The following is a 12,912-nucleotide window of genomic DNA, read 5'->3' on the forward strand; positions in this document are numbered from 1 at the left end:
CGGGAGGGCCCGTTCACCGGAATGAGCGTGCCTGCTGCACCCGGAGAAGACACCCGGAGGAAGACCTCATGTATTGTTCGGCGGAGTAGTCGTCTGTGACGACGACGCTCCTGCTCGCTCTCGACCTGGTCGCGGCAATCCTCACCGCCGCGGCCTGGATCGGGGCCGCGGTGCTCGCTTCCGGACTGCGCCCGGTAGCGCCGCCGGATAGTGCCGGGTCGGACGGGCCCGCCACGAGGCGGCGCCGGGCCGGGCTCACGCTCGCCCTGTTCGGCCTGGGTGTGCTGGGCGTAGTCGCGCAGGGTGTGTTCGTCGCATTGCTCGCCGGGGGCGGCTGGTGGTTCGTGCAGGAGAAGGTGGTCTTCGCCCTCCCGCTGGCGGGTCTCGCCGCGATTGGCGGCGGCATCCTGGCCGCACCCGCCTTGGTGCGGTTGGCGCGCGGCCACGGCACCGCCCTCGGCGCCCGCGGCACGGCTGCCCTGGTCGGCGCGGCGGCAGCCGGAGTCGCCGGGGTCGTGGCCCGGCTGGTGATCGGGTACCCGCTCGAGCTGCTGCCGGCCCTGGTGCTCCTGGCCCTCGTGCTGCTGGCGGCGGCGCTGGCCCATGCCGTCGCCGCCGGCCGGCCCAAGCGGGTGGTGACCGGGCTGGCGGCGTTCAGCGCGCTGGTGCTGGTGGCCTCCCTGGGCGTGGTGTGGCTCACCAGTGCGGCGCTGCCCGGGGCGCTGGCGGCGGCGCACGAGCACGTTCCCACGGAGGCGCGTGCGGCCGATGGCGTCTCGGTGACTGCTCTGCGCACGCCGGCCGACTCCCCAGGCGCCGTGCGAGCCTTCGAGCTCACCGCTCGGCACCAGGAGGTGACCCTCGCCTCCGGCACCACGGTGTCCGCCTGGACCTACGGCTCGCTGCCCGGGCCGGAGCTGCGTGTCACCCAGGGCGATCTGGTCGAAGCGACCCTGCACAACGCCGACATCGACGCCGGGGTCACGATCCACTGGCACGGCTTCGACGTGCCGGCGGGCGAAGACGGGGTGGCCGGTGTCACCCAGGATGCCGTTCTGCCCGGTGACTCCTTCACCTACCGATTCGTGGCGACCGACCCCGGCACCTACTGGTATCACACCCACCAGGTCTCGGCAGACGGCGTGCGGCGAGGGCTCTACGGCACCCTGGTGGTGCTGCCGCCGACCGGTGTGCCGGAGGACGTCGACCTCACCGTTCCGCTGCACACGGTGGCGGGGGCGGTGCTGCTCGGCGACTCCGACACCGCAGTGGCGCGTTCGGTTCCGGCCGGCGCCTCGGTGCGCCTGCGCCTGGTCAACACCGACCAGGTTCCGCACCGATTCCGCCTCGACGGGGCGCCGTTCACCTTCGTCGCCGCGGACGGCCGCGACCTGATCGGTCCCACCCCGGTCACCGGCAAGTCGCTCCGGATTCCGGCCGGAGGCCGCCTCGACCTGTCCGTGACGATGCCGGAGTCCGGCGTGCGGCTGAGCAGCAACGCCTCCACCGAGGCGGTGTTGTCGTTGGCCCCCGACGGCGCGGTGATCCCTGGGCCGGTGCCGGAGGCCGCCGACGACCTCGACCTGCTGCCCGACCTCGATCTACTGCAGTATGGAACGCCGGGCGGGGCCGGCCTGCCGGCGGGCGACGGCCGAGTTGACGCCACCATGGTCCTCGACCGCAACCCCCGGTTCCTGGGCACCCGGCCCGTCTACGGGTACACCGTCAACGGCGCGGTGTTCCCGCACATCCCGAGCATCGAGGTGAGCGAGGGGAACCGGGTGCGGCTCACGGTGGTCAACCGGGGATGGGACACGCACCCGATGCACGTGCACGGCCATCACGTGCTCGTGATCGAGCGCGACGGCATCCGCTCGACCGGGTCGCCGCTGTGGCTCGACACCTTCGACGTGCAGCCCGGCGAGGTCTGGGTGGTGGAATTCGTCGCCGACAACCCGGGTATCTGGATGGACCACTGCCACAACCTCGACCACGCGGCCGAGGGCATGATGATGGCACTGACCTACCGCGGAGTGACGAGCCCATTCGAGCAGGGCGGCCCGCACAGCAACCGGGCCGAGTGACCCGGCTGGTCGAATAGAGGGCTGCTCAGGCCGAGTCGTCCATCGAGCTGCGCGCGGCCGCCGGCGTCTGCACCTTCTTGGTGGCGACCGACCGGGCACCCGTCTCGGCCAGGCCGAGCACCACGAACGCGTTGAGCCCGTGAATCAGTCCGAGGCCGGGCAGGTCGAACGAGGTGTAGCCGAGGAACACCTGCACCACCACGGCCACCAGTAGCCAGGCAGCCCAGCTGACGCCGATACGGCCGATCAACGCGACCACGAGCAGGGCGATGGCCAGCAACGGGATCACCATCTGGCCCACGACACTGTGCACGATGAAACCGGTGATGCCCGGGTCCACCGAAACGGCGGCACCTTCTTCACCGGAGCCGAGGATCGCGAAGGTGGACCACGCGATGACCGCGGCCTGGAGAACCACGCACGCGGCAATGATGTGGCAAATGATCTGATACGCCCGACGCATGGCTGGACTCCTTCCGATAGGTCCGGAATCCAGGCCCCACCCCACCTGGACCTGGCGCACAAGATACGCCCAGAGTCGGGGTCGGTCAACGCTTCTGCGGCAATCAGGCCGAGCGGTTACAGCTCGTACAGCCGGGCCTCCCAGGGGCGCAGGGCGGATGCGGCGGTGCCGGCCGGCGGCACCGGGTAGTTGGCCAGCACCGGCTCGGCACCCGGCAGCAGGGCGGCGACGTCGGCCGGCAACTCCAGCGGCACATCCGACACATTCGCCAGCACCAGCAGGGTCTGCCCGTCGAGGGTGCGGGTGAACGCGTAGAGCCGCTCGTGGTCGGCGGCCAGCAGTCTGAACGCCCCGAGTGCCACTACCGGGTTTTCGTGCCGCAGCTGGATCAGACGCCGGTAGAACGCGAACACGCTCCGCTCCGCCGCCCGGTCGGCCGCCACGTTGATCTCCGGGTAGTTCGGGTTGGCCGCGATCCAGGGGGTGCCGGTGGTGAAGCCCGCGTGTGCGGCATCCGACCACTGCATCGGGGTGCGGGCGTTGTCCCTGCCCATGGTGTGCACCCCGGCCAGCACGCTCGCCGGGGACTGGTCGAACTCTTCCACGGCTTCGCGGTAGTGGTTGAGCGACTCGATATCGCGGTAGTGCTCGATGCTCTCGAACCGCACATTGGTCATGCCGATCTCTTCGCCCTGGTAGATATAGGGCGTGCCGCGGTGCAGGTGCAGCACCAGCGCCCACAGGGTGGCCGATTCGTAGCGGAACTCGGTGTCGTTGCCGAATCGGGATACCAGCCGGGGCTGGTCGTGGTTGTTCAGGTACAGGCTGTTCCACCCGGTTTCGGCCAGGCCGTCCTGCCAGCGCGCCAGGCTGTGCTTCAGCGGCACCAGGCTCCGCGGCAGCGGGTCGAACTTGTGCACGCCCTGGTCGAGCGAGACATGCTCGAACTGGAAGATCATGTCGACCTCCGCCCGGGCCGCATCCGTGAACAGCACGGCGTCGTCGATGCTCACGCCGGGCATCTCACCCACGGTGAGGTGCTCGCCGGTGCGCCCCGCGAACACGGCCGCGTGCATCTCCTCCAGGTAGTCGTGGATCTGCGTGCCCATCGGCGAACCGCCACCGGTGGCCGCGCCGGGCCCGCTCACCAGCTCCACCTGCTTGGCGATGAAGTTGATCACGTCCATGCGGAACCCGTCGACGCCGCGGTCCAGCCACCAGTTCATCATCGCGTAGACGGCGGCGCGCACCTCGGGGTTCTCCCAGTTGAGGTCGGGCTGCTGCTTCGCGAACAAATGCAGGTAGTACTCACCCGTCGTGTCGTCGAGCGTCCAGGCCGGGCCGCTGAAGGCGCTGCCCCAGCCGTTCGGCTCCACGCCGGCCGCCCCGGGCTGCCGCCACCAGTACCAGTCCCGCTTGGGGTTGTCGAGGGAGGACCGCGACTCGACGAACCACGGGTGCTCGTCGCTGGTGTGGTTCACCACCAGGTCCATCACGATCTTGAGGCCGCGCTCGTGCGCATCCGCCAGCAGCGCGTCGAACTCGGCCAGGCTGCCGAACACCGGGTCGATGTCCTGGTAGTCGCGGATGTCGTAGCCGTTGTCGTGCTGCGGCGACGGGTACACCGGTGACAGCCAGATCGCGTCGACACCCAGCTCGGCCAGGTAATCGAGCTTGCCGCGCACCCCGCCCAGGTCACCGATGCCGTCACCGTTCGAGTCGGCGAAGCTCCGCGGGTACACCTGGTATACCACGGCCTTCGTCCACCAGGCGGCGGGCGTGGCCGGCGAGCCCGTCGAGTCGGATGCGGTGCGGCTGTCGGTGCTGGTCACGTGCGGGTCCTCCCTGGCCGGTGTGGTCTGCCCCGGGGCAGGAAGAGCCGGCGATTCGAATTGTTTCTTGGGCGAAAATAAGTCGTGGCACCACTGTAGCGTCCGAGGCGCCGCGTGCACCCACTCCGGGGGGATGCCGCCAGGCCCTGGCTGGCCACGCGGGCGAGTGTGTCTCTATGTCAAGATAAGACTCAGCCCGCTTGGGCGCCAGGGAGAGGCGACCGCCATGTACGGGAGCACGGAGGCCACGCCGCCGATCGGTGATTCGGCGATGAGCCTGGCGCGAGCCGTGCTCATGCACGGGCCGATCTCCCGCGGCGACCTCGGGCGCCGGCTCGGCCTGTCACCGGCCAGCCTCACCCGGCTGAGCAAGCCGTTCCTGGACCTGGGCCTGTTCGTGGAACTCAGCGAGACCGTGAACAGCGGTGTCGGTCGCCCGACCAAGCCCCTCGACGTGAGCTTGGATGGGCGCCGGTTCGTGGGGATCAAGGTCACCGGCGAGGGCCTCTTCGGCGTGCTCACCGACCTGCGCGCCACCGAACTCGCCTCCGCGCATCATCCGCTCACGAGCACGGACCCCGCCGAGGTCGTGCGTCGACTGGTCGCCCTGGTGCTCGAACTCGCCGGCGGCGACCCGATCGCCGGGCTGGGCGTGACCGTTGGCGGTCAGGTCCTCAACTCCAGGGTGGTCGCCAGGGCGCCCTTCCTGGGCTGGCGCGACGTGCACCTGGCCACCGAGCTGGAGGCCAGCCTGGGGATTCCGGTGTTGGTGGAGAATGATGTCGCCGGACTCGCCGCCGCCGAACAGTGGTTCGGCGCCGGGCGGGGCACGGCCAGCTTCGCCGTGCTCACCATCGGTGTCGGGGTCGGTTATGGCCTGGTGGTGAACGACCAAGTGATCAGCACCAAGGACAGCGGCCTCGGTCTCGGCGGTCACGTGCCGTTGGACGCGGATGGGCCACTCTGCGGCAGTGGCCACCGGGGCTGCTCCGACGCGATGCTCACCGAGGCCAGCATCAGCGCCCAGGTGGGCGACCGGCTCGGCCGGGTCGTGGACTATGCCGAAGTCCTCACCCTGGCGGCGTCGGCAGAGCCAGCGGCGCTCGCCGTGGTCCAGGCCTCCGGGCGGGCCCTCGGCCGGCTGGTGGCGTTGATCGCCAACATCGCGATGGTGGACACCGTGGTGCTCGCCGGCGAAGGCATCGGCCTGTGGGACGTCGTGGGTGACGACATCGTGGCCGCGGCCTCCGCCGGCCGCGACCCGGCGGCAACACCACTGCAGATCAGCGTGGACACCACCGGGGTCTCCTCCTGGGCCAGGGGCGCCGCGGCGGTCGCGATCCAGCACACCCTCGCCCGCCTCACCGTGGCCGAGGCGACGCCGCCGGGCGCCGCGCAGTAATTACAGCGGCGGGCGGGAATAGGATCGGGGCATCCGTCGTTGACCCCGATATACATGCAGACGCATTGAGTTTTGGAGGCTGGAAATGCAGTTCGGAATCTTCACGGTCGGCGACTTGACCACCGATCCCACCACGGGTCACACGCCGAGCGAGCACGACCGCATCAAGGCCATGCTCACCATCGCCCAGAAGGTGGAAGAGGTCGGTCTCGACGTCTTCGCCGCCGGCGAGCACCACAACCCGCCGTTCGTGCCGTCGAGCCCGACGACCATGCTCGGCTACATCGCGGCCAAGACGGAGCGGATCATCCTCTCCACCGCCACGACCCTGATCACCACGAGCGACCCGGTGAAGATCGCCGAAGACTTCGCGATGCTGCAGCACGTGGCCGACGGTCGGGTCGACCTCACCCTCGGCCGCGGCAACACCGGCCCGGTCTACCCCTGGTTCGGCCAGGACATCCGCCAGGGCATCCCGTTGGCGCTGGAGAACTACGCCCTGCTGCGCCGCCTGTGGCGTGAGGACTTCGTCGACTGGGAGGGCCAGTTCCGCACCCCGCTGCAGGGCTTCCAGTCCACCCCGCGCCCGCTCGACGGCGTGGCGCCGTTCGTCTGGCACGGCAGCATCCGCAGCCCCGAAATCGCCGAACAGGCCGCGTACTACGGCGACGGCTTCTTCTCCAACCACATCTTCTGGCCCGCCTCGCACACCGCGAAGATGGTGAAGTACTACCGCAACCGCTTCGAGCACTACGGCCACGGCACCGCCGCGCAGGCGATCGTCGGGCTCGGCGGCCAGGTCTTCATGAGCAAGAACTCGCAGGACGCCAAGCGCAAGTTCCGCCCGTACTTCGACAACGCGCCGGTGTACGGCAACGGCCCGAGCATGGAGGACTTCACCGAGCAGACCCCGCTCACCGTGGGCAGCCCGCAGGAAGTCATCGACCGCACCCTGGGCTTCCGGGACTACGTCGGCGACTACCAGCGTCAGCTCTGGCTGATGGACCACGCCGGCCTGCCGCTGAAGACCGTGCTCGAGCAGCTCGACATCCTGGGTGAAGAGGTCGTTCCCGTGCTCCGCAAGGAGTTCGCGAAGAACCGCCCCGCCGATGTGCCCGAAGGCCCCACCCACGAGGCCCTCGTGATCGCCGCCGGCGCCGCCACCACGGCGGATGCGACCGCATCCGCTGTGCGCGACGACCTCGACACCGCCGCCGCCATCGCACCGCACCGCCGGGCCACCGGGGCCGCATTCGGCCTCGCCGGCGCCACCAAGACCGGAGCCTAGAATGACCGAGCGCACCCTGGCCGTCGTCTCCGCCGGCCTCAGTCAACCGTCGTCCACCCGCCTGCTCGCCGACAAGCTCGCCACGGCCACCGTGGCGCGGCTGGCCGACGAGGGCGTCACCACCAAAGTGGTGACGTACGAGCTGCGTGACTACGCGCAGGACATCATGAACAACATGCTCACCGGGTTCGCCAACCCCCGGCTGGAAGAGATGATCGAGGCCGTCACCTCGGCCGACGGCCTGATCGCCGTCACCCCGATCTTCACCACCAGCTACAGCGGCCTGTTCAAGACGTTCTTCGACGTGATCGACAACCGCAGCCTCACCGACCAGCCCGTGCTGATCGGTGCGACTGCCGGCACGCCGCGGCACTCGCTGGCGCTGGACTACGCGCTGCGGCCGATGTTCACCTACCTGCACGCCGTGGTGGTGCCCACCTCGGTGTTCGCCGCCTCAGAGGACTGGGGCACCGGCGACGGCGGCCGCGTCGATAGTCGGGTGCAGACCCTGCCCGCCCGCATCGAACGCGCGGCGGGGGAGCTGTCGGCTCTCGTTGTGCGGTCTGATCGGTCCGCGCGGATCCGCGACCCGTTCGAACTCCCCGCCGACTTCAACCCCGCCGGCCTGTTCCCGCCCCGCTAATCCCGGTCGAGTTCCACGAAAGCGGTCGTGTGGTCGTTTGCGTTTCACGAGAGCGGTCGTGTGGTCACCTCAGTTCGCTGAGGTGACCTCACGGCCGCTTTCGTGTGCTCACCGCGTGCCCGTTCCGTTGGTCGAGCCTGTCGAGACCCCGTGACGTGCGCGTGTGTCGCGCCCCGATCGTTGGTCGAGCTTGTCGAGACCCCGTGACGTACGTGTGTGTCGCCCCCCGGCGCGGCCCGCGTCCGACACAGCGTCTCACCAGGTCTCGACAAGCTCGACCAGCGGGACTCCCGCGTCGAGTATAGAAAGGTCGCGCGACCACCGGGACCTTCGGCTCTGATGGGGCCGGGTGGTGGGCGGCAGACTGAAACGCAGTGCGCTGGAGAGAGTGCTTCCGCGAGACGGAAGCCGTGACAACCGCGCAGACAGACAGGTCTTTCATGGTCGCCCTTCTCGAGGGACCGGTATTCCCGGATGCCCGGGCCGCGTTCTTCGCCGCCGCTCCCGACCCGCTCGACCTGGCCGGCGCCCCGGCGGTCGACCTGTCCGTGCGCATCGGCAGCCTCACCCTGCACACCCCGCTGATGCCCGCATCCGGCTGCTTCGGTCCGGAACTCGGCGCACTCATCCCGGTCGCCGAACTCGGCGCCACCGTGACCAAGACTGTCTTCGGTTCAGCGCGTGGCGGTAACCCCGTGCACCGGCTCACCGAGATCCCCGCCGGCATGGTCAACAGCGTCGGCATCCCCAGCCACGGTCCGGTCGGCTACCTGGCCACGCTGCATCCGCGCTATGCAGCGCTGGATGCGCCGACCGTCATCAGCGTGGGAGGGCACCGCACCAGCGAGTACGCTCCTGTCGTGGCGGCCCTCGGTGAGCACGGCGCCGCCTACGAGCTCAACGTGTCCTGCCCCAACCTCGACCGCGACGGCACCGACATCGGCTCGGATCCGGCGGCCATCCGTGAGGTTGTCGCCGCTGTGCGGCTCGTCACCGACAAGCCGATCATCGTGAAGCTGCCGGTGCTGGTCGCCTCCATCGCCGCCTGCGCTCGGGCCGCGGAGGAGGCCGGCGCCGACGCGGTCTGTGTGGCCAACTCCATTCCGGCGATGCCGCTGGATGCGCTCACCCGCCGGCCGATTCTCGGCAACGTCATCGGTGGGCTGTCGGGGCCGTCGATCAAACCGATCGTGCTGCGGCTGGTGTGGCTCGCGTCGCGGGCCGTGCAGATTCCCGTGATCGCCTGCGGCGGCGTCGGCTCTGTCGACGACGCCCTGGACTACTTCTCGGTGGGGGCGAGTGCCGTGCAGGTGGGTACGGCGAGTTTCGGCCGGCCATTCGTGGCGGTGGAGATCGCGCGAGGGTTGCGGCAACGGTGCCTGGATGCCGGGGTCGGCAGTATTCGCGAGTTGCTCGAATTGGACGCACCGCGATGAGCGCCGACGTGAGCTTGGGCTTCGAACGCAACCACCCGCTGGTCGAGCCTGTCGAGACCCCGCGAGATGTCTCACCAGGTCTCGACAAGCTCGACCAGCGGGATGGGGGCGAACCGCAGGTTGGGTCGCTGGGTCTCGACAAGCTCGACCAGCGGGGTGGGGGCGAACCGCAGGTTGGGTCGCTGGGTCTCGACAAGCTCGACCAGCGGAAGGGTCTCGACCAGAGGAAGAGGGCTGATGCGGCCCGGCGGGCGGCGGCCGCGCAGGCGCGCGCGTTCGCGGAGGCTGATGAACGGGCGCTCGACGGGCTGGTCTCGGTGCGGCCGCGCTCGGCCGTGCCGCGCCCGCAGCCGGTGTGGGACGACGCCGAGGTGCTCGTGCATGAACCGGTGGGGGAGCGCTACCGTCGCCTGGTCCTGGCCTGCGACACCATCGCCCGGACCGCCCAGGCCGGCCAGTTCCTGATGATCACCGTTCCGCCCAGCGGCGGCGACACCATTCTGCTGCCCCGGCCGATGGCCATTCACCGCCGCCGCCCGGCCACGCCGGCTCGCCCCGCCACCGCCCACGGGCCGGCGACCGCGGCCACGCCCGGCACCGTCGAGCTGATCTACGGCACCGTCGGCCGCGGCACCCGCGCCCTCGCGGCCGTTCCGGTCGGTGGCAACCTTCAGCTCACCGGTCCGCTCGGCCGCGGCTTCGAGTTCCCCGCCGCAACCCGCACGGCCCTGCTCATCGGCCGTGGCGTGGGGGTCTGCGGAGTGATGGGCGCCGCCGAGGACGCCGCAGCCGCGGGCATCCGCACCACCATGGTGCTCAGCGGTCGCAACCCGCAGCAGCTGCTCGGCCGCACCGACTGCGCCGAACTGGGCGTCACCGTGCTCGAAGCCACCGACCACGACGGTTCGAGCGACCTTGCAGCCCTGAAGACCCGGCTGCTCACGGAATTCGACGGCACGACACCAGGCCGGACCCCGCCCGACGTGGTGATGGTCTGCGGCGCCGGCGTGCTCGCCCGGCTGGCCGCCGAACTCGGCGCCGACTGGGGTGTGACGGTGCAGGCCTCACTCGAGGCTCACATGGCTTGCGGCTTGGGTTATTGCCACGGCTGCGCCGCCCCGGTGAGCACCGACCCGAGCGTGGAGGGCCCACTGGTCTGCGCCGACGGGCCCGTCTTCGACGCCGTTCTCCCTGTCGTTTAACCCCTGTTCTGCTAGGCTTGGTCAGGTAGTTCTTCGGATCTACCGGTATTACCCGGAGCAGACTGGCAGGACGCTGGTCCTCGGTGGTGGTTTCCCAACGCAGGGCGCGTGAATAAAGCAGCCCCGTTGGTGAATTTCTACTGGTGGCCAGCAACGCTAGCGCCCAACACATGTTCGGCAGCTTGTTCTGCCTGTTCCTGCTCCGATGTCCCACTCGCGCGCCACACGGGCAAACGAGTCTAAACAAAGGAGAGAACCCCCATATGGAGGGTCCAGAAATCACGTTCGCCGAAACCGTTATTGACAACGGCAAGTACGGCAAGCGCACCATCCGTTTCGAAACCGGGCGTCTCGCCCAGCAGGCGCAGGGCTCAGCCGCCGCCTACATTGACGAAGAGACCATGCTTCTCTCCGCCACGAGCGCCAGCAAGCAGCCGAAGGACAACTTCGACTTCTTCCCGCTGACCATCGATGTCGAAGAGCGCATGTACGCCGCTGGCCGCATCCCGGGCAGCTTCTTCCGCCGCGAAGGTCGCCCGTCGACCGAAGCGATCCTCACCTGCCGTCTGATCGACCGGCCGCTGCGCCCGTCGTTCGTCGACGGCCTGCGCAACGAGATCCAGGTTGTCGTCACCGTTCTGGCCATCGCGCCCGACGAGTACTACGACGTCCTGGCCATCAACGCCGCGTCCATGTCGACCCAGATCGCCGGCCTGCCGTTCTCCGGCCCGATCGGTGGCGTTCGCGTCGCCCTCATCCCCGACGACAACGGCTCCGGCCAGTGGGTCGCCTTCCCGAAGCACTCGCAGGTTGAAGAGGCCGTGTTCAGCATGGTCGTCGCCGGCCGTGTTGTGACGGATGCCGATGGCAGCGAAGACGTCGCGATCATGATGATCGAGGCCGAAGCGACCGACAACGCCTGGACCTTGATCCAGGGCGGCGCCATCAAGCCGAACGAAGAGGTCATCGCCGAGGGTATCGAGGCGTCCAAGCCGTTCATCAAGCAGCTCATCGTCGCCCAGCAGCAGGTTGCCTCCGCGGCATCCAAGCCCACCGGCAACTACCCGCTGTTCCCGCCGTACACCACCGAGGTCTACGACGCCGTTGCAGCCCTCGCGTACGACGGCCTCAAGGACGTCTACGTGATCGCCGACAAGATCGCGCGTCAGGATGCTGACGACGTGCTCAAGGCATCCGTCAAGACCGCCATCGCGGCCAAGGTCGAAGCGGGCGAACTGCCCGCCACCGCCAACAACCAGGTCGGCGCGGCCTACAAGTCCGTCACCAAGCTCGTTGTGCGCTCACGCGTTCTCAACGAGGGTGTTCGCATGGACGGACGCGGCCTGGCCGACATCCGCCCGCTCGACGCCGAGGTTGCGGTCATCCCGCGCGTGCACGGTTCCGCTATCTTCCAGCGCGGCGAGACCCAGATCCTGGGTGTCACCACGCTGAACATGCTCAAGCTCGAGCAGACGATCGACTCCCTGAGCCCGGTCACCAAGAAGCGCTACATGCACAACTACAACTTCCCGCCCTACTCCACCGGTGAAACCGGTCGGGTCGGCACGCCCAAGCGTCGCGAGATCGGCCACGGAGCGCTCGCTGAGCGTGCCCTGGTTCCCGTGCTGCCCAGCCGTGAGGAATTCCCCTACGCCATCCGTCAGGTCTCCGAGGCGCTCAGCTCCAACGGTTCCACCTCGATGGGTTCCGTCTGCGCCTCCACCCTGTCGCTGCTGAACGCCGGAGTGCCGCTGCGCGCCCCCGTCGCCGGCATCGCCATGGGCCTCATCTCCGACACCGTCGACGGCAAGACCCGCTACGCGGCTCTGACCGACATCCTCGGCGCCGAAGATGCCCTCGGCGACATGGACTTCAAGGTTGCCGGCACTGCAGAGTTCGTCACCGCGATCCAGCTCGACACCAAGCTCGACGGCATCCCCGCTTCGGTCCTGGCCGGCGCGCTGACGCAGGCGAAGGATGCTCGCACGACGATCCTCGCCGTGCTGAACGCTGCGATCGACGCTCCCGACGAGATGGCACCGACCGCGCCCCGCGTGATCAGCGTGCAGATCCCCGTCGACAAGATCGGCGAGCTCATCGGCCCGAAGGGCAAGATGATCAACTCGATCCAGGACGAGACCGGAGCCGACATCTCGATCGAGGAAGACGGCACCGTGTACATCGGCGCTGTCGATGGTCCCTCGGCCGAGGCCGCTCGCGCCATGGTCAACTCCGTCGCGAACCCCACCAACCCCGAGGTTGGCGAGCAGTTCCTCGGAACTGTCGTGAAGATCGCCGCTTTCGGCGCCTTCGTCTCGCTCCTCCCGGGCAAGGACGGCCTGCTGCACATCTCTGAGGTGCGCAAGCTCGCCGGCGGCAAGCGCGTGGAGAACGTTGAAGACGTCCTCGGCGTGGGCCAGAAGGTCCTCGTTGAGATCACCAAGATTGACGACCGTGGCAAGCTTTCGCTCGCCCCGGTCCTCGCCGATGAAGCCGACACGCACGGTCGTGACGCTGCATCCGAGGGACCCGAAGCTCCGGCCGAAGGTTAGTCGCTAGTTC

At 69.0% G+C, this 12,912-nt stretch carries 9 protein-coding genes; 7 read left to right on the forward strand and 2 right to left on the reverse strand.

Annotated features, from left to right (window positions below):
• Window positions 1-95 precede the first annotated feature (95 nt).
• Complete coding sequence (locus tag CTB96_RS07180) at window positions 96-2,084, forward strand: multicopper oxidase family protein (RefSeq protein WP_110126215.1); 1,989 nt, start codon at window positions 96-98, stop codon at window positions 2,082-2,084.
• Window positions 2,085-2,109: 25 nt separating this feature from the next.
• Here CTB96_RS07180 and CTB96_RS07185 read toward each other — a convergent pair whose 3' ends face one another.
• Both CTB96_RS07185 and CTB96_RS07190 read right to left on the reverse strand, forming a co-directional pair.
• Window positions 2,110-2,547, reverse strand: a complete 438-nt coding sequence (locus CTB96_RS07185) for a hypothetical protein (RefSeq protein ID WP_110126216.1) — start codon at window positions 2,545-2,547, stop codon at window positions 2,110-2,112.
• A gap of 116 nt (window positions 2,548-2,663) precedes the next feature.
• The gene (locus CTB96_RS07190) at window positions 2,664-4,379 is read right to left on the reverse strand and encodes a glycoside hydrolase family 13 protein (protein ID WP_110126217.1); all 1,716 of its coding nucleotides are present in this window, start codon (window positions 4,377-4,379) and stop codon (window positions 2,664-2,666) included.
• Between the two features lie 226 nt (window positions 4,380-4,605).
• Between CTB96_RS07190 and CTB96_RS07195 the strand changes: the two genes are divergently transcribed.
• From CTB96_RS07195 to CTB96_RS07220, 6 genes are all read left to right on the forward strand, one after another.
• Window positions 4,606-5,781 carry an ROK family transcriptional regulator gene (locus CTB96_RS07195; RefSeq protein WP_110126218.1) on the forward strand — a complete coding sequence of 392 codons (1,176 nt, stop codon included), beginning with the start codon at window positions 4,606-4,608 and terminating at the stop codon, window positions 5,779-5,781.
• 85 nt (window positions 5,782-5,866) lie between these two features.
• Entirely contained in the window at window positions 5,867-7,069 is a 1,203-nt protein-coding gene (locus tag CTB96_RS07200) for an LLM class flavin-dependent oxidoreductase (RefSeq protein WP_110126219.1), read from the forward strand.
• 1 nt (window position 7,070) lies between these two features.
• Entirely contained in the window at window positions 7,071-7,712 is a 642-nt protein-coding gene (locus CTB96_RS07205) for an FMN reductase (protein ID WP_110126220.1), read from the forward strand.
• Window positions 7,713-8,152: 440 nt separating this feature from the next.
• Window positions 8,153-9,148, forward strand: a complete 996-nt coding sequence (locus CTB96_RS07210; RefSeq protein WP_110126221.1) for a dihydroorotate dehydrogenase — start codon at window positions 8,153-8,155, stop codon at window positions 9,146-9,148.
• Window positions 9,145-10,350 (forward strand): iron-sulfur cluster-binding protein, encoded by a 1,206-nt coding sequence (locus tag CTB96_RS07215; RefSeq protein WP_219993230.1) that lies wholly within the window; start codon window positions 9,145-9,147, stop codon window positions 10,348-10,350. Before CTB96_RS07210 ends, CTB96_RS07215 begins: the two co-directional genes overlap by 4 nt.
• A gap of 263 nt (window positions 10,351-10,613) precedes the next feature.
• Window positions 10,614-12,902 carry a polyribonucleotide nucleotidyltransferase gene (locus tag CTB96_RS07220; protein WP_110126222.1) on the forward strand — a complete coding sequence of 763 codons (2,289 nt, stop codon included), beginning with the start codon at window positions 10,614-10,616 and terminating at the stop codon, window positions 12,900-12,902.
• Window positions 12,903-12,912: the final 10 nt, after the last annotated feature.

The sequence above is a fragment of the Cryobacterium arcticum genome, from assembly GCF_003185895.1.
Classification (GTDB): Bacteria; Actinomycetota; Actinomycetes; order Actinomycetales; family Microbacteriaceae; genus Cryobacterium; species Cryobacterium arcticum.